The sequence below is a fragment of the Streptomyces sp. rh34 genome (assembly GCF_002551245.1).
Taxonomy (GTDB): Bacteria; Actinomycetota; Actinomycetes; order Streptomycetales; family Streptomycetaceae; genus Streptomyces.
The window spans coordinates 1-21662 of the sequence record NZ_NTGZ01000002.1; the positions used below are offsets into that span (position 1 = coordinate 1).

Annotated in this window: 20 protein-coding genes; 8 read left to right on the plus strand and 12 right to left on the minus strand. The window is 70.9% G+C overall.

Annotated elements, in window-relative coordinates:
* The first annotated feature begins 78 nt into the window (after window positions 1–78).
* Window positions 79–741, plus strand: coding sequence for a class I SAM-dependent methyltransferase (locus CR470_RS00825; RefSeq protein ID WP_097865640.1), 663 nt, complete (start codon window positions 79–81; stop codon window positions 739–741).
* A gap of 17 nt (window positions 742–758) precedes the next feature.
* Here the strand turns inward: CR470_RS00825 and CR470_RS41225 are convergent, their stop codons facing one another.
* From CR470_RS41225 to CR470_RS00850, 5 genes are all read right to left on the minus strand, one after another.
* A complete protein-coding gene (locus CR470_RS41225) occupies window positions 759–923 on the minus strand; it encodes a hypothetical protein (RefSeq protein WP_373561376.1) in 165 nt (54 codons plus the stop codon).
* 481 nt (window positions 924–1404) lie between these two features.
* Window positions 1405–1905 carry a hypothetical protein gene (locus CR470_RS00835; RefSeq protein ID WP_257138306.1) on the minus strand — a complete coding sequence of 167 codons (501 nt, stop codon included), beginning with the start codon at window positions 1903–1905 and terminating at the stop codon, window positions 1405–1407.
* Window positions 1906–1958: 53 nt separating this feature from the next.
* The gene (locus tag CR470_RS41230) at window positions 1959–2123 is read right to left on the minus strand and encodes a hypothetical protein (protein WP_373561377.1); all 165 of its coding nucleotides are present in this window, start codon (window positions 2121–2123) and stop codon (window positions 1959–1961) included.
* A gap of 466 nt (window positions 2124–2589) precedes the next feature.
* The gene (locus tag CR470_RS00845; RefSeq protein WP_097865641.1) at window positions 2590–4776 is read right to left on the minus strand and encodes a DUF6571 family protein; all 2187 of its coding nucleotides are present in this window, start codon (window positions 4774–4776) and stop codon (window positions 2590–2592) included.
* Between the two features lie 46 nt (window positions 4777–4822).
* Window positions 4823–5269 carry a hypothetical protein gene (locus tag CR470_RS00850; RefSeq protein ID WP_097865642.1) on the minus strand — a complete coding sequence of 149 codons (447 nt, stop codon included), beginning with the start codon at window positions 5267–5269 and terminating at the stop codon, window positions 4823–4825.
* Between the two features lie 227 nt (window positions 5270–5496).
* On the opposite strand from CR470_RS00850, the gene CR470_RS00855 reads away from it, so the two are divergent.
* A complete protein-coding gene (locus CR470_RS00855; RefSeq protein ID WP_097865643.1) occupies window positions 5497–6390 on the plus strand; it encodes an NPP1 family protein in 894 nt (297 codons plus the stop codon).
* 15 nt (window positions 6391–6405) lie between these two features.
* Here CR470_RS00855 and CR470_RS00860 read toward each other — a convergent pair whose 3' ends face one another.
* Window positions 6406–6969, minus strand: coding sequence for a TetR/AcrR family transcriptional regulator (locus CR470_RS00860; RefSeq protein WP_097865644.1), 564 nt, complete (start codon window positions 6967–6969; stop codon window positions 6406–6408).
* Window positions 6970–7043: 74 nt separating this feature from the next.
* On the opposite strand from CR470_RS00860, the gene CR470_RS00865 reads away from it, so the two are divergent.
* Window positions 7044–7454 (plus strand): hypothetical protein, encoded by a 411-nt coding sequence (locus CR470_RS00865; RefSeq protein ID WP_097865645.1) that lies wholly within the window; start codon window positions 7044–7046, stop codon window positions 7452–7454.
* A 33-nt stretch (window positions 7455–7487) separates the two neighbouring features.
* On the opposite strand, the gene CR470_RS00870 is transcribed toward CR470_RS00865, so the two are convergent.
* Entirely contained in the window at window positions 7488–8087 is a 600-nt protein-coding gene (locus tag CR470_RS00870) for a hypothetical protein (RefSeq protein ID WP_097865646.1), read from the minus strand.
* Between the two features lie 214 nt (window positions 8088–8301).
* Here CR470_RS00870 and CR470_RS00875 point away from each other — a divergent pair, with 214 nt between their 5' ends.
* The 3 genes from CR470_RS00875 to CR470_RS00885 all read left to right on the plus strand — a co-directional run bounded on the left by CR470_RS00875 (window position 8302) and on the right by CR470_RS00885 (window position 12619).
* Window positions 8302–10713: a tetratricopeptide repeat protein gene (locus CR470_RS00875; protein WP_097865647.1), complete on the plus strand. Its 2412-nt coding sequence runs from the start codon at window positions 8302–8304 to the stop codon at window positions 10711–10713.
* 10 nt (window positions 10714–10723) lie between these two features.
* A complete protein-coding gene (locus tag CR470_RS00880; RefSeq protein ID WP_179892073.1) occupies window positions 10724–11341 on the plus strand; it encodes a hypothetical protein in 618 nt (205 codons plus the stop codon).
* Window positions 11342–11503: 162 nt separating this feature from the next.
* Window positions 11504–12619 carry an ADP-ribosylglycohydrolase family protein gene (locus CR470_RS00885; protein WP_097865648.1) on the plus strand — a complete coding sequence of 372 codons (1116 nt, stop codon included), beginning with the start codon at window positions 11504–11506 and terminating at the stop codon, window positions 12617–12619.
* A gap of 48 nt (window positions 12620–12667) precedes the next feature.
* On the opposite strand, the gene CR470_RS00890 is transcribed toward CR470_RS00885, so the two are convergent.
* Both CR470_RS00890 and CR470_RS00895 read right to left on the minus strand, forming a co-directional pair.
* On the minus strand, window positions 12668–14248 hold the full coding sequence (locus CR470_RS00890) for a sodium:solute symporter family protein (RefSeq protein WP_097865649.1): 1581 nt from the start codon (window positions 14246–14248) through the stop codon (window positions 12668–12670).
* A gap of 407 nt (window positions 14249–14655) precedes the next feature.
* Window positions 14656–15438 carry an SDR family oxidoreductase gene (locus tag CR470_RS00895; RefSeq protein ID WP_097865701.1) on the minus strand — a complete coding sequence of 261 codons (783 nt, stop codon included), beginning with the start codon at window positions 15436–15438 and terminating at the stop codon, window positions 14656–14658.
* An 89-nt stretch (window positions 15439–15527) separates the two neighbouring features.
* Between CR470_RS00895 and CR470_RS00900 the strand changes: the two genes are divergently transcribed.
* A complete protein-coding gene (locus tag CR470_RS00900; RefSeq protein WP_097865650.1) occupies window positions 15528–16403 on the plus strand; it encodes a hypothetical protein in 876 nt (291 codons plus the stop codon).
* 203 nt (window positions 16404–16606) lie between these two features.
* On the opposite strand, the gene CR470_RS00905 is transcribed toward CR470_RS00900, so the two are convergent.
* The 3 genes from CR470_RS00905 to CR470_RS00915 all read right to left on the minus strand — a co-directional run bounded on the left by CR470_RS00905 (window position 16607) and on the right by CR470_RS00915 (window position 18855).
* On the minus strand, window positions 16607–16813 hold the full coding sequence (locus CR470_RS00905; RefSeq protein WP_097865651.1) for a DUF397 domain-containing protein: 207 nt from the start codon (window positions 16811–16813) through the stop codon (window positions 16607–16609).
* A 208-nt stretch (window positions 16814–17021) separates the two neighbouring features.
* The gene (locus tag CR470_RS00910) at window positions 17022–17879 is read right to left on the minus strand and encodes a helix-turn-helix domain-containing protein (RefSeq protein ID WP_097865652.1); all 858 of its coding nucleotides are present in this window, start codon (window positions 17877–17879) and stop codon (window positions 17022–17024) included.
* A 256-nt stretch (window positions 17880–18135) separates the two neighbouring features.
* A complete protein-coding gene (locus CR470_RS00915) occupies window positions 18136–18855 on the minus strand; it encodes a GOLPH3/VPS74 family protein (RefSeq protein ID WP_097865653.1) in 720 nt (239 codons plus the stop codon).
* Window positions 18856–19047: 192 nt separating this feature from the next.
* On the opposite strand from CR470_RS00915, the gene CR470_RS00920 reads away from it, so the two are divergent.
* Window positions 19048–21561, plus strand: coding sequence for a serine hydrolase (locus CR470_RS00920; protein ID WP_097865654.1), 2514 nt, complete (start codon window positions 19048–19050; stop codon window positions 21559–21561).
* The last annotated feature ends 101 nt before the right edge of the window (window positions 21562–21662 follow it).

The window sequence follows — 21662 nt, forward strand, 5'->3', positions numbered from 1 at the left end:
AGGTGGGCTCCCGCCAGGCAGCGCACCGCTCAGCAGGGCCGTGGCCTTCGAGGCCGCTGCGGGCATAGCGTTGGCGGGATGGAACCCCCGCATCTGAAACGGATCCGGCAGTCGTACGACGCCGTCGCCGCCGACTACGCCCGGTCCGTCAAGGACCCGAGCGAGCTGGACCCGTTGTCGCGCGCCGTACTGGCCGCCTTCGCCGAGCTTGTCACGTCGTCCGGCCTCGGGCCGACGGCGGACGTGGGCTGCGGACCGGGCAAGGTGACCGCCTACCTGACCGGGCTGGGGGTCTCCGCCTTCGGGATCGATCTCTCGCCGAGGATGGTCGGGCTGGCCCGCGCCGCCCATCCGGAACTGCGCTTCGACGTCGGCTCGATGACCGCGCTGGAGACCAAGGACGGCGAACTGGGCGGCATCCTGGCGTTCTACTCCACGCACCACCTGCCGCCGGAGTCGCTCCCCGGCGCGTTCGCCGAGTTCCACCGGACACTGGCGTCCGGCGGGCACCTGCTGATCGTCACCCGGGTCGGCGACGACGGGCACCGGCAGTTGACGTACGGCTACGGAGGCCCCACCGTCCCCTTCGACAGCTACCGGCTGCCGGCGGACCGGATCGCCGAACTTCTGGAGCTGGCGGGGTTCGTCATCACGGCGCGGACGTTGCAGGAGCCCGAAGAGGGCGCGAAACGGCCGGTCGCCGGCTTCATCGCCCACAAGCCGGAAGCCTGGGAGGCGTAGCGCGGCCCCCGATGCCATTACGGGCGGCAGCCCTCCGCTTCCATCGCGACGGGCAGTTGGGAGCGCAGGAACGCTTCCAGGAGGCGACGGCGTTCCGCGGTGTCGTCCGGGTCCTCCACGCCGTCGATGGCCAGCACGAACTGCATCTTCTCGCCCTGGTATGTGCAGGCCCGGAGGGCCATCCCTCCGTGGTCCGCGATGGTGNCACGAACTGCATCTTCTCGCCCTGGTATGTGCAGGCCCGGAGGGCCATCCCTCCGTGGTCCGCGATGGTGGCGCCGTCGCCGATGTCGGCGGGTGCCGGGTTGCCCAGGCGGAGCATGACCGATTCCTTGACCGCCAGCGGCTTGACGAACGGTTCGACGACGTCCCCTCTCAACCCCACCTGTTCCTTCCCGTCCACCTCGAACTCGCAGCGTGGCTGCTTGGGTTCGGAGAAGGTGTCCTTGGTCTTCAGCTCCTCGCCTCTGGGGAGGAGCCGGCCGATCAGTTCGGGGTCGACCTTGGTTCCGCAGGCCTCCGAGACCTTGAATGCTTCGGGGCTGCCGCAGCCGGTGGCCCCGAGGAGCAGGGCGGTGAGCAGCGCAATGCCGCCCACGTGCCGCAGAACGTTCCTTCGCATGCGCCCCTCACTACGTCCTCCGGCTCTTCTGCCCCCCGCCACTACGGGCGGCAGCCCTCTGCCTCCATGATGACGGGCAGGTGAGCCCGCAGGAGCTTTTCCAGGGCCCCACGGCGCTCGGCAGTGTCCTTCGGGGTGTCCACCCCGTCGATGTCCAGAATGTACTGGCTCTTCTCTCCCTTGTACGTACACGCCTGCACGGCCATCGCTCCGTGGTCTGCGATGGTGGCACCGTCACCGATGTCGTCGGCTGGTGCCGGGTTGCCCAGCCGCCGCATACTGCGCTCCGTGGCCTTCAGAAAGTCGAAATCGGCCTCGTCGATGTTGCCCCGCACGTCGAGGTAGAGCTCGCCGTCCACGGACACCTTGCAGCGTGGTTGCTCCGGAGCGGAGAGATTGCCGTTGACCTCCAGTGTTTCGCCTTCCGGGAGGAACGGGGCGACGAGGGCGGAGTCCACCTTCCTCCCGCACAGGTCCGAGACCGTGAACGACTCGGTCCCGCCGCAACCGGCGACCCCGAGGAACAGAGCCGCAGAGACCATCGAGCACCGCCCCCGTCGCAGAGAGCTCTTCTTCATCCGCTCGCTGCCGGCCATTACGGGCGGCAGCCCTCCGCTTCCATCGCGACGGGCAGTTGGGAGCGCAGGAACGCTTCCAGGAGGCGACGGCGTTCCGCGGTGTCCTCCGGGTCCTCCACGCCGTCGATGGCCAGCACGAACTGCATCTTCTCGCCCTGGTATGTGCAGGCCCGGAGGGCCATCCCTCCGTGGTCCGCGATGGTGNCACGAACTGCATCTTCTCGCCCTGGTATGTGCAGGCCCGGAGGGCCATCCCTCCGTGGTCCGCGATGGTGGCGCCGTCGCCGATGTCGGCGGGTGCCGGATTGCCCAGCCGCCGCATGCCGTCGGCGCTTACCTCCAACGGCTTGACGAACGGTTCGACGACGTCGCCCCTCAGCCCCACCTGTTCCTTCCCGTCCACCTCGAACTCGCAGCGCGGCTGCTTGGGTTCGGAGAAGGTGTCCTTGGTCTTCAGCTCCTCACCCCTGGGGAGGAGCCGGCCGATGAGATCGGGGTCGACTTCGGTTCCGCAAGCCTCGGAGATTCTGAAGGGTTCGGGCCCTCCGCAGCCGGCGGCTCCGGCGACGATCACGGTGAGCAGCGCGACGGAGCCCACCCCTCGCGACACGCTCTTCTTCATCGCCCTCATTGGCTTCATCGCCTTCATCACCCTCCGCCCGCCAGCCCGCTGGCGCGGTCATTTCCGTCGTAGGCGGCAGTGCCGATCTCCCTGGTGAGCGTGTAGCGGCTGTTGGAGTGGTCGGGGTTCGCCTTGGCCCACTCGTCGGCGAGTGCCTGCAACTGCTGTTCCCTGCCCTTGAAGGTCTCTTTGTTGTCCTGCTGCTGGATCGCGTCGATCCGCTCCTGCTCCTGCGTCTGCCATTGGTAGGCCGCCGCGTCGATGCCGCGCTGAGCGATGTCGCCCACCCCCGGAACGAAGTTCGCGATGCTGCCGAACCCGTGGTACATCCACTTGGCGTCCCACGAGGGGTCGTCCTTGTCGGTCACCAGGGCCTGGTAGCGGGCCTGTTCCAGGAAGCCGACCGTGGCGCCGGCCCGCTGCAGGGTCTCCTTGGGGTCCTTCGGGTCGTCCTCGTGGATGTCCCTGACGATTTCCCGGTTCAGACCCTCGTTGAGCATGCCGTACGCGTTCTGGTCGCGGGAGACCTGCTTGGAGACCTCCAGCAGCTGGTCCCTGTCCAGCAGCTTCGGGTCGCTGGGATCCTCGGCCAGCGCGCTGGCGGAGTGGTGAACCGTGTCGCCGTGGTTCGTCAGCACGATCGCCATGTCGTCCCGCATCTCGGCGGGGAAGTCGTCGCCCCGCTCCGCGAGATACTTCAGCGAGCTGTCGAGCACCTGCCGGTGCTGTCCGGTGTGCTCGGGGGGTCGCGCGGAGCTGTCGTTCGGGTCGACCCCGGTCGCCGCCGCGACGAGGGCGTCGCCGGTCGCCTCGTAACTCGCCTTCGGGCCCTCGTAGTCGCTTGCCGACTCCCCGTACCCCATCGAGTCGGGCACCACGTCGTTGAAGGGCTCGCGGTCCTTGAGGACGTACTGCGCGTTGTCCTGGGGGTCCGTCGAGCTGAAGAAGTCGGTGGCCGCGTCGGGGTTGTGGGCCAGGGCCTTCATGAACCCGGTCATCGGGTCCGTACCCGCGTCGGCCTCGTCGCCGTAGTGGAGCTGGTCGATCTTCGCGTACGACGGGAGCTTGTCCCAGGGCAGTACGTCCTCCCGGTTCTTGCCGCCGGGGCCCGGGTCCTTGACGTCCCCGGTGTTCTCCTTCTCGTACTTGACGAGCGCGTTGCCGTAGTCGTTGAGGAACTCACCCTCGTACTTCCCGTGGCGCATGAGGTTGCTCATGGCCTGGAAGCCGTGGACGCGGGTCTGGCTCCCGCCCTGGCCACCGCCGACGTTCTCGCCGCCGAGCGCGACCACCCGGTCCTTCCAGGACTCCATGCCCTCGCTGTTGGAGTGCGACGCGGTGGCCAGCGTGGCGCCCAGCTGCTTCTCCAGCGCGCCGAGCAGCTGCATGCGCTCCTCGCGCGCCTCCCGGGTGCCCGTGCCGCCCCCGTCCCGGTTCTCCCAGCTGTCCAGGTCCACCGCCCCGGCGAAGAACTTCAGCGTCCCTTCCGGGCCCAGGCCGAGGGCCACGCGCTCGGCGAAGACGGGGTCGTTGGGGTGGGCCTTCATCAGGGCGTTGAAGCGTGCCAGCTGTTCGTTGGTGAGCTGACTGGGGTCCTTCTTGCCCAGGGCGATGAGCTCGTCGGAGTCCTCGATGCTCTTCTGCGCCGAGTCGAAGCTGTTGAATCCGTTCGACTCGAACCCGTGCTTGTCCTTCGCGTGGAAACGCAGCGCCGTGGCGGCGGTGCTGTCCGTCTCGCCTGCCGCGGTCAGGATGGTGCTGATCTCCTTGGCCACCGCGTCGATCTCCGCCTGGGTCGGCGGTTCGATCTTCGCGTCGCCCGTCGCCTGCGGTGAGGGCGTGGCGGATCTGACCATGCCCTTGGCGTCCACGTAGATGTTCTTCTTGGCCGCGCGGCTCACCGCGTCGGCCAAGTCGCTCTTGTGCTTCGTCAGCTTGCTGTGCGCACCGCTCAGGATCGTGTGCACGCTCCGGGCGACGGTGACGACGTCGTCGAACTCCCGCGCCGTGACCGTGACGAAGTCCTTGGTCACGGTCGCGTTCTGCCCCTTCCAGTCGGCCGCTTTGGCCTTGCTGTCCAGGTCCGCCGCGCTGACCTCGCCATTGCCGCCGTCCGCGACCTTGACCAGCTTGCCGACCATCGCCTGCCAATCCGCGACCGCCGCCTGGAGCTTTCCCAGCCGCAGGTCGTTGAGGTCCTGGAAGGTGACCATGTTGTGTGCCCCCGTTGTCCGACATGCTCGTTACGTGTAGTAGCCGCTACTTGTAGTAGTCGTTGATGCGCGACACGGACAGCTCGTCCCCGCCGACCGTGCGCAGGTCCGTCGCGATCTTGACCGAGTCCTTCGCGTGTTCGGCGCGGGAGTAGTCGAGATGGTTGGAGATGTGGGCGCACGCCTCCTTGAGCGTTGCCGCCTTCGTGTTCCAGGCGTCGTGGAGTTCGGTGAGGGCGGAACCCATGTCCAGCCCGTCGTTGAACAGCTGGATGGACGCGTCGAACGTGTTCTGCCGGGCGTGGTCGGACGCGGTGGAGAAGTGCTGCCGCAGGCTGTAGGCCGCGTTGCCGAGCGCGCCGAGCACGTTGTCGTGCACGACCAGGTCTCCGTCACCGCCGCCGCCGCCGCGTTCGGGGGCGACCTGGTTCAGCCGCATGGCCGCGTCCTGCTGCGCCCTTGCCTTCGCCTGCTCCCACTCGTCCCAAGCCATAGGTCCTCCGTGAAGCCGTACGTCGATTCTTCTTCCGCCCTGAGGCTGCCTGTTCCCCCACGTTATCTTCGCTCCTTGATCGTTTGCTGGGTGGGCGGCGGCTGAATGCCGGCGGGCAGGCGGGAGGCGGTCTTCCGTTTCTTTCTGTCATGACCCGGGCAACTCTTGCGGAGGTCGATCCCCGTCGCCACGGGCTGATGTGCCCGATGAGTCAGGAGCGAGAAACCATGCGAACTCTGCCGAAACCGGCAACGCCGACCGGGGCCCGCGGCGCCGTACCCGCCGCCGTAGGAGCCCTGCTTTCCGTCCGCAACGGGTTCGTCGCCCGTGCTCGCGCCGGTGCCGCCCGCAAGCGCACCGCCCGCACCGTCGCCGTCCTCGCCGCCGCAGGCCTCCTCGTGCTGGGCACCGCCTCCACGGCCCACGCCGGCCCGCCGGGCAGCCTCCCCCAGAACGCGGGCGGTTACGAGCAGACGTTCTCGCCCGCCTTCGACTACGACGGCGACGGCTGCTACGCCACCCCCGCCATCGGCCCGGACGGCACCCTCGCGCCCGGCCTGCGGACGACCGGCGCGATCAACGGCAGTTGCCGGGACCGATGGGACCTGGACAACTCGCAGACGTACGCCCGCTCGAAGTGCAACAACGGCTGGTGCGGCATCGTCTACGCGAGCTACTTCGAGAAGGACCAGGCCGTCCACGGCAGTGGGCTCGGCGGGCACCGCCACGACTTCGAGCACGTGATCTCCTGGGTCAACCAGAGCTCCAACCAGGTGGATTACGTCTCGACGACGCAGCACAGCACCGTCAAGACCTACCCGCGCTCGCAGGTGCGGTTCGACGGCTCGCACCCCAAGGCCGTTTACCACAAGGACGGTCCGAGCACGCACTTCTTCCGCCTGGCCAACGGCAACGACGAGCCGCCCGAGAACCACTACGGCAACTGGCGCTACCCGCCGGTCGTCGACTGGAACGGCTTCCCCAGCACGGAGTTGCGCGACAGGCTCATGAACGCCGACTTCGGGTCCGCGACCATCAAGGTCACCGACAAGGACGACCGCTTCCGCAACCTGCTCAGCAACTCCAAGCCGGCCGGGATCCCCTTCGACCCCTGGGCCTGACGGCGCCGGAGAAGGTCATGCGTGCGGGCGGCGCTCCTCGTCGTGGCGGGGCAGGCCGCGCAGTAGCGTGCCGAGGTAGAGGGCGAACGGTGGCTCCGCCGGGGCGTTGCCCGCTGCTGCCAGCCACCGGACCACGCCGAGTCCGAAGACGGCCCAGTTCTGCTCAGCTTGTTGTGTGTCCGCGCCGCCCGCGCGGAACGCGGTGACGGCCTTGTCGTGCAGCCGCCCGAAGGACGCGAGGTGGTGGCGGTGCGGGCGGGCCACATGCGCTGCGTAGCCGGGTACCGCCAGGAACTCGTCGTGCATCGCCCACGCCAGCCGCTCCAGCCAGTCGAGCCAGGTCCCGCTGTCGGGCTCGTCCTCGGGGAGCACCCGCCCGACCATGACCTCACTGACGAGGTCGAGCACGCCGTCGCGATCGGGCACCCACCGGTACAGCGACGAGTGCGATACCCCGAGCCTCGTCGCGAGCTCACGCATGGTGAGCGTCGCCACGTCCCCTTGCAGGGCGGCATCGGCGATCCGCTCCCGGCTCAGCCGCGGCGGCCGCCCGGGCCCGTTCCTTCCGGTGCTGTTCATCGGGGCAAGCGTACGCAGGGAGGGGTGATCCCTTATTAGTGACCAATGGTCGCTAATGCTGTTAGGGTCGGCTGATGGACATTCAGGAAACGGCACAGGCACCACGCGAGATCGACGCCTCAGGGCTGCCGATGGACCGGGCCCAGGCGTTCGTCCTCGACGAGCTGCGCGCTCTGACGGAGCGTGCCGAGCCCTTCGCGGCGATCCTCCTGATGCCCGCGCCGCCACAGGGGCGCACTCCGGCGGCGTCGGCATCGGCACCGACATCCGGTACCTCTGCCGCCGACCGCGTCCGGACCCTCAAGCAGATCCGGCCCGGCCTCACGGCGCACTGCCGAGGCCTCGCCTTCGTGGCGCCGCCGGACATCCCGGCGGAGCGCGCGGAGGCGATCCACAGCGGCGAGCAACTCTGGGGCTGCCCGACGACGGCCACGCGGGACGTGACGGCAGCCCGCGCCTGGGCCGAGGCGCGGGTCAGGGACTGACGGGGCCCGCTCTGCCCGATGTGATCGGGAGGTTCAGCCCAGGGTGAGCTGGAAGTGGGCCGTCTCCCGGTAACCGGCGTCCGGAGGGGAGACCTCCACCGTGACCGGAACGCCCTTGCGGGTCGGCTTCATACGGACCGTGACGCCGCGCTCCTTGCCCTCGGCGAGCGGCGGCACGAGGGCGGCGCGGGACTTCTCCGAGTTCAGCCAGCTCACGCTGTACCCGCCGGCATAGTCGTCGCCGGACTCGCCGGCCCGGACGGCGAGGGGCGGGGGATACGAGTCACCGTTGAGGCGGAGTTCCTCGTCGGTGCCGTTCTTGAAGGTCACAGTGAGGCTGTAGGTGCCGTCGTCGTGGGGCTGCGGACGGCTGACGGTGACCCACAAGCCGTCCTCGTACCGGGCCGTCGCGCCGGGACCGAGCGGTTGCGACACGCTGCCCGAGAGGCCGGGCTGTTCCATCTGACCGTCGCCGTCGAGGCTCTTCTCGAACTCCGTGACCGCAGCCGCCCCCAGCATGATCAGCACGAAGAAGACGATCACCGCGATCGCGCAGCCATAGAACCACCGCGAGCTGTCGGCGGGTGTCGGGTCCGTGGCTGACGTGGCTGCTGCGGTCGCTTCCGTGTCCATGGGCGCCACGTTAGGCAGCGGCCGGGGCGGGATCATGAGCGCCGCTACTCAGGGGGCGGTTGAGTAGGCGGGAAGGCTCGTGCCCCTCGCCGTTCGCCGGCGCGCTGACCGGTTCCGGCGTGCTGCTGCTGTTCCTCGGTGCCTCGCTCGGCGCGCCGGCCGGCTCGCAAAGGTGCGGCTCCCGGACGGACGGCCCCGCTGACAGACTGGCCCCATGTCTCCGCCGAGCCCTCGCCGCCTCTCCCTCCAGCAGATCGTCGAAGGGCAGCGCCGCGCCGCCTTCGTCGGGCGGGAGGCCGAACTAGGCCTCTACCGGGCCAATTTCGCTTTGCCGCCCGAGGACCCCCGGCACCGGTTCGTCTTCCATGTGCGGGGCAACGCCGGGGTCGGCAAGACCTCGCTCGTACGGGAATGGCGTGAGGTGGCAGGGAAGTTCGGGGCGCTGACCGCGTCGGTCGACGAGAGTGCCGACTCCGTGCCGGACGTACTCGCCGACGTCGCCGCGCAGTTCGCCGAGCAGGGGTACCCGCTCAAGGCACTGGACCGGATGCTCGTCACCTACCGGCGCGCGCGCCACGACGCGGCCGGCCGGCTGGCGGCGGACAGCGAGACGCCGGGCGGGGCCCCTTCCCCCGGGGCGCTCGCCGCCGCGCAGGCCGGGCTGATCGCGGCCGGGACGATACCCGTCGTCGGGGCGCTCGCCGGGGGCATCGACCCGGCGGTCGTGGCGCGGGGCGCGGGCGGACTGCGGGCGGTCTTCGGGGGCCGGGCCCGGCAGCAGGAGGAGGCTCTGCTGCTGGCGGAACCGGTCCGGGTTCTCACCCCGGTCTTCGTCGCCGAGCTGGACCGGGTCGCGGACACCGTGCCCTGGATCGCCCTCTTCCTGGACACCTACGAGCGCACCGCACCCCAACTGGACCGGTGGCTGGCGGACCTGCTGACCCCCGGGCGGTACGGCGGCCTGCCCGCCAACCTCGTCCTCACCCTGGCCGGTCAGCGCCGCCTCGACCCCGTGCACTGGGGCGACCGGAGCCGGCTGGTCGCCGACGTACCGCTCGGCCCGTTCACGGAGGCCGAGTCGCGCCAACTCCTGCACGGTCGGGGGGTGGTGACGGAGTCCGTCGTACGGGAGGTGCTGCGGCTCTCCGGCGGGCTGCCCGTCCTGGTCTCCACGCTCGCCGCCAACCCCGGGGCGGCCGGGGAGGCGAACGCCACCGCCGTCGAACGGTTCCTGGCGGGGGAGAGCGACCCGGCCCGCCGGGCGGCGGCGCTCGCCTGCGCGCTGCCGCGCCGGTTCGACGAGGACCTGGTCGCCGTCGCCGTGGCCGCACCGCGGAACGGGCCGCACGCCGTGCCCGATCTCTACGACTGGCTGCACGAGCTGCCGTTCGTCGCCGAGCGGCACTCCGGCCACTCCCGCTACCACGCCGTCGTCCGGGCCCCGATGCTCCGCCTCCAGCGCACCGGGTCGCCGCGACGGTGGAAGGCGGCGCACGACCGGCTGGCCGACGCCTTCGCCGCCCGGCGGGACGCGGCGGCCGAGGGCATCGACCCGGAACGCCTCTGGGCCGAGCAGCCCTGGCGCCGGGCGGCCCTGGACGTGCTCTACCACCGGCTCTGCGCCCGCCCCCGCACCGCGCTGCCCGAGGCCCTGCGCGCCGGGATCGAGCTGTGCGGGCAGGCGCCGTCCCGCGCCCGCTACTGGGCCCTGACCCTCGCGGAGGCGGGCGAGGACGCCGACAACGCCGTACTGCGCGACTGGGGCCGGGACCTGCTGGCCGCCATAACGGACCACGGTCCCCGCCCCACCGCCGCCCTCGGGCTCCTCCTGACCCGGGCCGAGCTGAACGACACCGACCGGGCCGCCGCCCTCGTGGTGCGCGCCTGGCACCGCTTCCGCGCCGGGGAGCTCGACGCCGCGCTGTCCGATCACGGGCGGGCGATCGCCGTGGACCCGCGCAGCGAACGCGCCCACCAGGGCCGGGCGGTCATCCTGCGCTCGCTCGGCCGCTACGAGGAGGCCCTCGCCGACCTGGACCGGGCCGAGGAGATCGCGCCCGCCTGGGCCTGGGCGGTGCGTGAACGGGGGGAGACCTACCGCCGGATGGGCCGCCAGGAGGAGGCCCTGACCGTCCTGGACCGGGCACACGCCCTCGACCCGTCCGACGCGGTGCCCCTGGGCAGCCGGGGCCTGGTCCGCCATGCGCTGGGCCGGCACGAGGAGGCGCTCGACGACTTCGACCGGGCGATCGCGCTGTGGCCGGAGTACGCCTGGGCGCTGGTGAGGCGGGCCCGGGTCCGCACCGTCCTGGGCGACCCGGTGGGCGCCCTCGCCGACCTGGACCGGGCCGAGGAGCTCTCCCCCGGTCTGGCCGGAACGGAGGGGGAGCGGGGTGAGGTGTACCGGGCGACGGGCCGGCCCGAGGAGGCCGTCGCCTGCTACGACCGGGCCCTGGCCCTGGACCCCGACTACGCCTGGGCGCACGGCAGCAGGGCCCTCGCGCTGGAGGCGCTCGGCCGGATCCCGGAGGCGCTGGCGGACCTCGACCGGGCCTTGCGGCTGGACCCCGACTACGCGTGGGCGCGGGCGCAGCGGGAGCGGCTGGGGGCCCGGACGGGGCCGTAGGGCCGGGGGCATGCGCGATGTGCGGGTGGTGCTGATCGGCGGGACCTCGAACACCGGGAAGTCGTCCGTCGCCGGGGCGGTGGCGGAGCGGCTCGGTTTCGAGCACCGCTCCACGGACGGCCTGGCCCGGCAGCCGGGACGGCCCTGGCGGACCCCGGAGCACGAGGTGCCGCCGCATGTCGCCGAGCATTACGGGACGTTGACCACCGACGAACTGCTCGCCTCGGTCCTCGACCACTACGAACGGCTCCGGCCGCGTATCGAGGAGCTGATCACCGACCGTGCGGAGCCCGGGGCGCCCGGCCTGGTCCTGGAGGGCTCGGCGCTCCGGCCCGCGTGGGTCGCCCGGCTGACGGTCCCCCGTACGGCCGCCGTATGGCTCACCGCCGACGACACGGTCGTACGCGAGCGGGTGCGGGCGGCGGGGCGCTACGAGGACGCGACGGACGCGGAACGGCACCTCATCGACCGGTTCCTGGCCCGTACCGTCCGCTATCAGGCGCTGATGCTGGACGCCGTGGAGGCGCTCGGCCCGGCCCGGGTCGACAGCGGCGGCGGACGTACCGTGGCGCAGCCGGCGGACGCCGTGCTCACCGCCGCGGCGGCCCGGGTGCGCCCCGGTCACTGACTTCCGCACCGGCCCAAAAACGACCTGCGGGACGTCCGTCGTCATACCCGTACGTACCCGGGTCGGCCCCCTCTACCGCCTGTTCCCGTTCGATTACAGTGCTTGCGCGGTCGCCCGCAGCGGCCCGCGCGGGCGAGCATGTGGGTGACGGGGAGGGGCGGGGTGAGCACAGGGACCACGGCGGTCTGGGGCCGGGCCGAACAGCAGGACTTCCGCAGCCGGGTCCGCGGGGCGCTGCTCGGCGGGGCTGTCGGGGACGCGCTCGGGGCCGGGGTCAGCGGGCTCGTGCTGGAGGAGATCCGCGCCGCCCACGGGGTCGAGGGAGTCACCGACTACGTCGTCGCGCACGGCAGACGCGGCGCCGTCACCGCCCTCACCCAGCTCACCCTGTTCACCGTCGACGGGCTGATCCGCGCCCAGGTCCGCCGCGACACCGGGGCCTGGCACCCGCCCACCGATGTGCACCGGGCCCATCTGCGCTGGGCCGCCACCCAGCACGACTGGGGGCCGGACGAACGGCGCGAGGACAACGGCTGGCTGGCCGCCGAGGAGTGGCTCTACGCCCGCCGCGCCCCCGCCCGGGAATGCCTGGGCGGTTTCGGCGACCCCGTCATGGGCACCCTCGACCGGCCGAAGAACCCCACCGCCCGGGACGCGGGCGCGCTCACCCGGTCCGCGCCGTTCGGGCTCCTCGTGGGCTGGGAGCCGGGGCTCGTGCTCCAGCTGGCCGTCGAGTGCGCGGCCCAGTCCCACGGCCACCCCGCCGCGCAGCTGGCCGCCGGAGCCTTCGCCGTACTCGTGCACGGGCTGGCGCGGGGCGAGAGCCTGGACGGGGCCGTGCAGAACGTGCTGGCGCTGCTCGCCGAACGCCCCGGCCACGAGCCGGTGACCGAGGCCCTGCGGCAGGCCCTCGGCTCCGTGCGCCAGGGCATCCCCGGCCCGGCCCTGATCGAGGCGCTGGGCGCGAGCGACGCCGCCGAGGAGGTCCTCGCCGTCGCCGTGTACTGCGCGCTGGTCAGCGAGGACGTCCGGCACGGGCTGCGGCTCGCGGTGAACCACAGCGGCCCCTCCCGCGCCACCGGGTCGGTCTGCGGGGCGCTGCTCGGGGCGTTGCACGGCGAGACCGCGCTGCCGCCGGCCTGGCTCGTGGAGCTGGAGGGGCGGGGCACGCTCCTCGAACTGGCCGACGACTTCGCGATGGAGATGACCCAGGGTCCCGCCCTGCACAGCCCGACGGCCGTCGCCCCGGGCTGGCTGGCCCGCTACCCGCGCGGTTGAGGGGCGGGGCCGGCCGGCTCCCCGCGCGGCTGGGGGCGGGTCGGCCGATCATCCGCGCGGCTGGGGGGCGGGGGCCGGGCCTCCGTCCTGGGCGGGGATCACGGCGGCCGTCGCCGTGCCGTCCCCGTCGTCGTCCCCGTCACCCTCGTTGATCCGGGTCAGCAGCGCGTCGCGCTCCGGGGTGTCCTCCGGCTTGACGAAGCCGATCAGGATGTAGAGCACGAGCGAGACGGCGAGCGGCACGGACACCTGGTACTGGAGCGGCACCCCGCCCTCGACGGCCCAGTGGACCGGGTAGTTGACCAGCCAGAAGGCGAACAGGCCCGAGGCCCAGCTGACCAGCGCGGCCGTCGGCCCGGACTTCCGGAACGGGCGCAGCAGACCCAGCATGAAGGGGATCGCGATCGGGCCCATCAGCCCGGCGACCCACTTGATCACGACGGTAATGATGTCCTTGAACGCGGGGGAGTTGATCTGCGTCGCGATCGCCATCGACAGCGCGAGGAAGGCCACGGTGGTCCAGCGGGCCGCGATCAGTCCGGCGCGTTCGTTCCAGCCACGCGCCGCCTTCGAGAGCGCCGGGGCGATGTCCCGGGTGAAGACGGCCGCGATGGCGTTGGCGTCCGAGGAGCACATGGCCATCGTGTGGGAGAAGAAGCCGACGATGACCAGACCCAACAGGCCGTGCGGCAACAGCTGTTCGGTCATCAGGGCGTAGCTGTCGGAGGCGTCCGGCTTCTGCGCGTCGACCAGCAGCGGGGCGCACCACATCGGGAAGAACAGCACCAGGGGCCAGACGAACCACAGGATCGCCGACAGCCGGGCGGACCGGGTCGCGGAGGCGGCCGAGTCGGTCGCCATGTACCGCTGGGCCTGGTTCCACATGCCGCCGTTGTACTCGAAGGTCTTGATGAACAGGAACGCCATCAGGAACGTCACCGTGTACGGGCCGGCGGTCGGGTCCGCGTGCCCTTCCGGGAGCTTGTCCCAGACCGTCCACAGGGTGGAGAAGCCGTCGAGCTTGCTCATCACGGCGAGCAGCATCGCCAGCCCGGCGAACAACTGGATGATGAACTGGCCCAGTTCGGTGAGGGCGTCCGCCCACAACCCGCCGACCGTGCAGTAGATCCCGGTGACGACGCCGGTGATCAGGATGCCCTGGGTGATGGAGAGGCCGGTGAACACGGACAACAGGGTGGCGATGGCCGCCCACTTGGCGCCGACGTCCACGATCTTCAGCAGCAGCCCCGACCAGGCGAGCGCCTGCTGGGTCTGGATGTTGTAGCGGTTCTTGAGGTACTCCAGCGGCGAGGCGACATGGAGCCGTGAGCGCAGCCGGTTCAGCCGGGGTGCGAAGAGCTTCGCCCCGATGAAGATGCCGATGGCGATCGGCAGCGACCAGGTCACGAAGGACGTGACCCCGTACTGGTACGCGATACCGGCGTAGCCGGTGAACATCACCGCGCTGTAGCCGGACATGTGGTGCGAGATGCCCGACAGCCACCACGGCATCTTGCCGCCGGCCGTGAAGAAGTCGCTGACGTTGTCCACGCGCTTGTGCGACCAGAGTCCGATCGCGACCATCACGCCGAAGTAGCCGATGAGTACAGCCCAGTCGAGACTGTTCATGTCCCCCTCCAGGGGTCCGCCTTGTGAACGGGAACGCACTTCGTCGGTACGGCCGTTCAGCGGTGTCCCCGTGCGGGAGCGGGGACTTCGGGGATTGAACCCCTTGTGCGTGCCCTCGGTCAAGGCTGCCTGATGGTCATGGATATGAACAGGGGTCAGTACGGCGAACGATTTTGCTCGTTCTTGACCTTGTGGGGCGTTGTCGCGAACGTGACCGCGGCCACACGATGGGCGGGCACTTCGTCAGGCTGTGCAGAGAAGTCAGGGAGTACGCGGCAACGCGCGAAGGCCGCACGGGATGCGGGTCCCGTGCGGCCGAGAAGTCGGGAGGGAGGATGCCTCGTGTGCGGGTAGTGCGGGTAGTGCGGGCGGTGCGCGGGTGTCGGCGCGTCGAGCGGGACTCTGCGTCAGCGCATCAGCTCGCCCGCGTTGACCAGTAGCGACTGGCCGGTGATCGCCCGGGCCCGGTCGGAGGCCAGGAAGACGACGGCCTCCGCCACATCCCCGTCCGTGGCCAGCTCCGGCAGCGCCATCCGCTCGGTGAGCCGGGCCAGCACCTCGGACTCCGGTACGCCCTCGGAGTGCGCGGCGAACCGCACGTACGCCTGCACCGGCGGCCCCCACATCCAGCCCGGCAGTACCGTGTTCACCCGGATCCGGTCCGGGCCCAGCTCCCGGGCGAGCGAGTACATCGCCGAGGTGAGCGCCCCCTTGGACGCCGCGTACGCCGCCTGCCACACCTGGGTGGGGGCGGCCACCGCGGACTGCGTGCCGATCACCACCACCGAGCCGCCCCGCTCCTTGAGGGCGGGCAGGCAGGCCCGGGTCATCCGCAGCGTGCCCAGGAGGTTCACGTCGATGACCGACTGCCACGTGGCGAAGTCCGCGTCCTGGAGCCCGCCGAAGCAGCTGTCCCAGGCGGCGACATGGACCACCGCGTCGATCCCCCCGAACCGCTCCACCGCCAGTGCCGCCAGCGCCTCGCACTGCGCCTCGTCCGTGATGTCGGTCGGCAGGTGGGCGGTGTGCCGGCCCTCCGGGTCGATCTCCGCCGCCGACCTGGCCAGGTTCGCCGCCGTACGCGCCCCGAGCACCGCGCGCCCGCCGTCCCGGACGACGCTCGAAGCGACCCGGTGCCCGAGTCCCGGTCCGACGCCCGACACGATGACGGTCTTCCCTGCGAGCAACATCGGCGCCTCCCGGCCCTGGAAGTTCATCTGACGGTCCGTCAGAGTAGGGCGGGGCAGGGCCCGAGGGAAGAGGAAGGCAGGCAGAGGCGATGACCGATGACGCCGGTACGGGGAGCAGCGGGGCGGGAAGCAGCGGGGCGGGAAGCGAGCGGTACGCGGAGCTGGCGGGGGCGGGGCCGTACGGGGTGCGCCCGGGGCACGCCCTGATCACCATGGTCGAACCGCATCCGGGCCATGAGTACGCGTACAACCGCTGGTACGAGGACGACCACTACTACGCGGGTGCGATGGCGATGCCGTGGATGTTCGCCGGGCGGCGTTGGGTGGCCACCAAGGATCTCCAGGAGCTGCGGTATCCGGAGGAGTCGGCGGTGGCCCGGCCGGTCGGCACGGGGTGCTACCTGTCGACGTACTGGGTGACCCAGGGGCGCTACGACGACCACATGAAGTGGACCGTGGCCATCAACAAGCGGCTGAACCGGGACGGCCGGGTCTACCAGGACCGGACCCATGTGTTCACGGCCTTCCAGGACCACGAGGCCACCGTCTACCGCGACGGGGCCGCCGGCCCGCGGGACTTCCACGCGCTCGACCACCCGTACGCGGGTCTCGTCCTCCAGGTCGTCGACGCCGAGGGGCCCGAACAGCGGGCGGAGCTGCTGGAATGGCTGCGCTCGCGCCATCTCCCGAAGCGGCTGGAGGGGTCGCCCGCGGCCATGGTCACGGTGTTCCGGCCGACGCCCCTGCCCGGGGACCGGATGACGTACGTGAAGCAGGTCGAGGGGGTCGGCACCCGGCTGACGCTGCTGTGGTTCCTCCAGGAGGATCCGCGGACCCGCTGGGAGGAGCGCTTCGGCGGCCTGGACGCTGCGGTCGCGGAGACCGGTCTCGGGCGGGTCGAGCTGGTCGCGCCATTCGTGCCGACCGTGCCGGGCACGGACCGGTACGTCGACCGGTTGCGGTGACGCCGGAGGCGGTGCCGGATCGTGTCGAGCCCCCTCGGCCAGGACGGCGAACCGGTCGAGAGGGCCCCATCAGGTGGTGCTGTGGTGCTGTGGTGCTGTGGTGCGGTTGTGCTGTGGTGCGGTTGTGCTGTGGTGCGTGATCGATGATGCGCGATCAGCGCTGTGTGATCAGTAGTGGTGCGTGATCAGCGGTGGTGTGCTGGTCAGGAGTTGACCGTGCCCGAGGCGACATCACGCACGAACGCGTTCCACGCACCGGGGACGAAGGTCAGCGAGGGGCCCTGGGGGGCCTTCGAGTCACGTACGGCGATGGACAGAGCGACCGGGGACTTGACCTCGACGCACGCGCCGTTGCCCCCGGAGTACGACGACTTCGTCCACTTGTCCGTAGCACCCTGAAGAATTGCCATGTTCACTCCGGTTCAGAGAGTTGGGTGAGTCGCACCAACCTGATTCCGATTGGCGTGATCGACGCTACTCGCCAAGCCCCGTCCATGAGATGGCCGTTCACTCGACCGGGTGGTCTTTACCAGGTAAGCCTTCTGTGGTGAGTGGGTGGCGGTGTACCATCCCGCCGCCGCCCACTCAACGCATCCCTGGATGCCGTCGCGGGGGCCGTCAACTCGTGTACGACTTCGCGATCTTGCTGATGAACTCCCGGGTCTGCTCCACGTTCAGCGCCTGCGCCCGCAGGTGCTCGTACATCACGCTGTAGCGCTGCACGTCGTTCGCCTTCTCCAGGTAGAGGTCGCTCGTGACGCCCTCGATGTAGACGACGCTGGAGTCCGCGGCGTCGGGGAACTCCAGGATCGCGTACTGGCCGTTGATGCCCGGGTGCGCGCCCATGTCGAACGGCAGGACCTGCACGGTGACGTGCGGCAGGTGGGACTGCTCGACGAGGTGTTCCAGCTGGTCGATCATCACCTGCTTGTCGCCGACCACCCGGCGCAGCGCCGACTCGTCGATCACGGCCCAGAGCCGCAGCGGATTCTCCGCCGCGTTGACCCGGTCCTGCCGCCGCGACCGTACGTTGACCCGCTTCTCGATGTCCGACGGAGGGGCCTCGGGAAGCGCACCGCTGATCAACGCCTCGGCGTACGCCCGGGTCTGGAGCAGGCCCGGGACCATCTGGGGCTCGTACACCCGCAGCGACTCCGCGTCGGTCTCCAGGCCGATGTAGACGCTGTACGGGATGTCGCCGAAGGCGTGCCACCAGCCCTGCTGGCGGGAGTCCTTCGCCATCTGCATCAGCGAGTCGACGATGCGGTGGTCCTCGACCTCGTACACCCCGCAGAGGTCGCGCACATCGCGCTGGCTGATGGACCGGCGGCCGTTCTCCAGGCGGCTGATCTTCGACTGCGAGACCAGCAGCCGCTCCGCCACTTCCTCGGCCGTCATGCCTTTGAGTTCGCGCAGGCGGCGCAATTCCTGGCCCAACCTGCGTCGCCTGACAGTGGGATTGACGTTGGACGGCACGGAAACGGCACCTCCGGCTATGTAGCTGTGCGTATCTACTGCTCAGCAGATTGCCACCCCTTGCCCCGGCCGCGCTGGGAAACGGCCACACGCGGGGCGCGGGGGGCGTACGCACCGGTGCGCGGGAGGGCGCACAAGCGCACGGGGCAGCCGGTAGTGGTGACTACCGGCTGCCCCGTGCGTGGTGCGGCTCCCGGACCGGGTCCTGTGACGACTGACGACGGTACGGCGGTGTGCTGTTCTCAGGTCCGTGCGGTCAGCTCGCGGCGGTGTGCGCCATGCTGCCGCGACGGGCCTGTGCTTGCGGCTGCAACGGAACGCCCGCTGCCTGCTGCGTACGGCGTGGCTGGATGGCCACACCGTTCTGGACGTCCATCACGGCGTGCGCCACGAGTCCGCCCATCGGGTCGTGCCTGATCAGGTCCCGGAGCCGGGAGCGCGATGAGCGCCCCTCGTTCCCGGGGTACAGGTGCTTGCCGAGTCCGACCGCGTGGGCCAGTGCGGCGAGCGCCGCGGTCCGCGGGTCCGGCGGTACACCGGTGCGGATCGCGCTGTCCAGCCGGGTCTTGATGTCCCGGCTGATCGCCGTCTCCGTCGCTTGGTAGCGAGTCGTCGGCAGCACTCCGCACATCTGGCCCGCCACGGCATGAACCATGCCGCACCGCTCCAGATGAGCGAGATAGATCTGGCGCAGCCCCAGCCGGGGCCCGCCGATCCAGTGGACCGCCCGGACCGGGCTGCCACGACGGCGCAGCAGCTCCAGTGCGGAGTCCAGAGTCGGATCTCCTGTCGGCCGTGGCATCACCACGGCGATACGATCCCCGTCAGGGGCTATCCGTCCTGCCAGAGCCAGCTCCACTAGCTGTGCCCCGGCCAGGCCGAGGTCGAGCGACTGCGGCTGCGCTGTGGTACCCGTGGTCGGGTCCAGAGCGAGCAGCAAAAGCTCCTCCGGGATTGTTCTGCGGCTCCTGCCCATCCATGCCTCCCCGCGTGGATGTCTGACAGGGTGACCCCTCTCACATTGGTCTGTCGAGAGCGCCTGCCTGCTTTGTGAGGGAACCAGTAGGTATGTCGTTCTCGTCTAGCAGCTCGGCCAAGGGTTCACACAGGACACTGGTAGATGGTTCGGACAGCGCGGGGTGGCCCCGCAGCGCATGAGGAGGCATCGGTGGCGGGCGAGTCCCCCGACAAAACGGAGCAGCAGAAGTCGTCGGGGACGGCTGCGGAGGAACGCGACCCGCGCTTCGCCGTGTTCCGAGCCCCCGGCGCCGACAGGGACGCGGACAAGAATATGGACAGGAACACGGACACGGACACGGACGCGAACGCCGGTACGGACGCGGATGCGGGAGCCGCGTCCGACACGGCGACCGCTGTGTTCCGTCCCCGGCTCCCGGGGGACGCCGCCCGGCGTGAGCCCGAGGCGGAATCCCGCTCCGCGGCGCGTGAGCCGGAGGCCGGGTCGGCGACTGGCTCAGGGCCGACGGCTGCCTCCGAGCCGGAGACCGGGTCCGGCGCCGAGTCCGGGACGGAGGCCGCGCCCGAGCCGCAGAGCGCGCCTGTGGAGGCCTCCGGGGCCTCCGGGGAGTCCGCCACGCCCGCGGAGGGCGCGGGAGCCGTCGAGGGCCGTACGAGCCCGGACACGGGCACGGAGGCGCCCGGCGCGGAGACGGCGGACGAGCCCGGGGCCGGGGACGGCCGGCTGCGTGACGTGGTGGCCGCGTGGGTCGACGCCGCGGCCGAGGACGAGCCGACGGCGGACACCGAGGACGACGCGGAGTCCGGCGCGACGTCCGGTGCGGAGTCCGTTGCGGAGTCCGGGGCCGACGCCAAGGACGAGCCTTCCGCGACAGCGGAGCCGGAGGCGGAGCCCGGGACGGACGTGGAGCCGGAGTCGAAGGGCGGGCCCGACGACAAGCCGAAGGCCGACGCCGAACCGGACAGGGCGTCGTCCGACACCGACCGCGAGACCGGGTCCGGGGCCGGGTCCGAACCGGATTCCACCCCCGAGCCGGACGCCGACGGCGCCTCCGACCTGCGAGGAATCGATCAGCCCACCGCCATCTTCAAGGCGGTCAAGCCGGTCGGGGCGGCCGACCGGGTCGACCAGGCGACGACCGCGCTGAAGCTCCCGCCGCGCGAGGACAAGCCCGGGAGCAAGCCCGGGAGCAAGTCCGAGAGCACGCCCGGGAGCGGGAACAAGCCCGAGAGCGAGGCCGAACGTACGAGCACGTTCGTGCCACTGCGCTCCGACGACGTACGGCCCGCCCCCGCGCCCCGCAAGCCGGAGTCCGGGGCCGAGCCCGGTCCGGAGGCCGCCTCTCCGGCCTCCCCGCCGCCCGCCGCCCCGTCCTGGGCGGCGGCCGAGCGGACCCGGCAGCAGCCGCTGCCGCCGAGGCCGCCGCTCGACCTGCTCGCCGAGCTGACGAACACCCCGCCGCCCCCGGAGACCCCGGTCCGGACCGCCGTCCGACGGGTCAAGATCTGGACCCCGCTGGTACTCCTCCTGCTGATCGTCTTTGCGATCGTGCAGGTGATGCGCCCGCTGCCGGAGCCCGCGCTGGAGCTCACGGCGAAGCCGACATACACCTTCGAGGGCGGGGAGACGAAGCTGTCCTGGCCGGGCCAGGGACAGTCGGCCGTGATGGTCGACGGCGTCGGGTCGCTCGGTTCCGAGGGCGTGCAGAAGCCGGCCCCGATCGCCAGCGTCGCGAAGGTCATGACCGCCCACGTGATCCTTCAGGAGCACCCCCTCAAGGGTGACGAGGAGGGCGAGACGATCACCGTCGACCAGAAGGCCGAGGACGAGTCCGAGCGGCCCGACGAGTCGACGGCCCCGCTGACCAAGGGGCAGAAGCTCAGCCAGCGGCAGATGCTCCAGCTGCTGATGATCCCCTCGGGCAACAACGCGGCGCGGCTGCTCGCCCGCTGGGACGCGGGTTCCGAGGACGCGTTCATCGACAAGATGAACGACGCGGCCAAGAAGCTCGGCATGACCGGGTCGACGTACACGGACCCGAGCGGGCTGGAGAAGAGCACGGTCTCCACCGCCACCGACCAGCTGAAGCTGGCGCAGGCGGTCATGCGCAACGAGGTCTTCAGGCAGATCGTGGACATGCCCGAGATCGAGATCGAGGGCATAGACGGCAAGATCTACAACAACAACAACCTCTTGCTGCAGCCGGGCGTGAGCGGCATCAAGACCGGGTCCTCCACCCCTGCGGGCGGCAACCTGCTCTGGTCCGCGAACACCAAGGTCGACGGCAAGATGCTGTGGATCTACGGAGCGGTCATGGGCCAGCAGGCCGGTACCGGCCGGGTCTACGACAGCCTGGAGCTGTCCCTCCAGAACAGCCTGAAGCTGATCAAGGACGCGCAGGAGGCCGCCACCTCGGTGACGGTGGTGAAGAAGGGTGACGTCGTCGGGTACGTGGACAACGGGTTCGGCGGGCAGACCCCGGTGGTGGCCACCAAGAACCTCAAGGCGGTCGGCTGGTCCGGCCTGGAGGTCGAGCTGAAGGTCACGGAGAACGGCAAGGGCATCGACCACGCCGCGAAGGCCGGGAGCGAGGTCGGCATGGTGACGGTGGGCACCGGCACCGGCAAGGTCACGGCGCCGGTGGTGCTGCAGAACGATCTGACCCAGCCGGCCTTCGGCGACAAGCTGACCAGGATCGGCTGAGGCACCGGAGCGGGGGAGGGGCGGGCGATGCTCTCGGCCCCTCCCCGTTTATGACAGAGATACGTGCCGGGGGTACGTGTTAGCGTCCCTGGACGACTCAG

Bases quoted from the DNA above. Each gene is read 5' to 3' on its own strand.
- CR470_RS00825 (WP_097865640.1), top strand. From the start codon at position 79: ATGGAACCCCCGCATCTGAAACGGATCCGGCAGTCGTACGACGCCGTC.
- CR470_RS41225 (WP_373561376.1), bottom strand. From the start codon at position 923: ATGGCCCTCCGGGCCTGCACATACCAGGGCGAGAAGATGCAGTTCGTG.
- CR470_RS00835 (WP_257138306.1), bottom strand. From the start codon at position 1,905: ATGGTCTCTGCGGCTCTGTTCCTCGGGGTCGCCGGTTGCGGCGGGACC.
- CR470_RS41230 (WP_373561377.1), bottom strand. From the start codon at position 2,123: ATGGCCCTCCGGGCCTGCACATACCAGGGCGAGAAGATGCAGTTCGTG.
- CR470_RS00845 (WP_097865641.1), bottom strand. From the start codon at position 4,776: ATGGTCACCTTCCAGGACCTCAACGACCTGCGGCTGGGAAAGCTCCAG.
- CR470_RS00850 (WP_097865642.1), bottom strand. From the start codon at position 5,269: ATGGCTTGGGACGAGTGGGAGCAGGCGAAGGCAAGGGCGCAGCAGGAC.
- CR470_RS00855 (WP_097865643.1), top strand. From the start codon at position 5,497: ATGCGAACTCTGCCGAAACCGGCAACGCCGACCGGGGCCCGCGGCGCC.
- CR470_RS00860 (WP_097865644.1), bottom strand. From the start codon at position 6,969: ATGAACAGCACCGGAAGGAACGGGCCCGGGCGGCCGCCGCGGCTGAGC.
- CR470_RS00865 (WP_097865645.1), top strand. From the start codon at position 7,044: ATGGACATTCAGGAAACGGCACAGGCACCACGCGAGATCGACGCCTCA.
- CR470_RS00870 (WP_097865646.1), bottom strand. From the start codon at position 8,087: ATGGACACGGAAGCGACCGCAGCAGCCACGTCAGCCACGGACCCGACA.
- CR470_RS00875 (WP_097865647.1), top strand. From the start codon at position 8,302: ATGTCTCCGCCGAGCCCTCGCCGCCTCTCCCTCCAGCAGATCGTCGAA.
- CR470_RS00880 (WP_179892073.1), top strand. From the start codon at position 10,724: ATGCGCGATGTGCGGGTGGTGCTGATCGGCGGGACCTCGAACACCGGG.
- CR470_RS00890 (WP_097865649.1), bottom strand. From the start codon at position 14,248: ATGAACAGTCTCGACTGGGCTGTACTCATCGGCTACTTCGGCGTGATG.
- CR470_RS00895 (WP_097865701.1), bottom strand. From the start codon at position 15,438: ATGTTGCTCGCAGGGAAGACCGTCATCGTGTCGGGCGTCGGACCGGGA.
- CR470_RS00900 (WP_097865650.1), top strand. From the start codon at position 15,528: ATGACCGATGACGCCGGTACGGGGAGCAGCGGGGCGGGAAGCAGCGGG.
- CR470_RS00905 (WP_097865651.1), bottom strand. From the start codon at position 16,813: ATGGCAATTCTTCAGGGTGCTACGGACAAGTGGACGAAGTCGTCGTAC.
- CR470_RS00915 (WP_097865653.1), bottom strand. From the start codon at position 18,855: ATGGGCAGGAGCCGCAGAACAATCCCGGAGGAGCTTTTGCTGCTCGCT.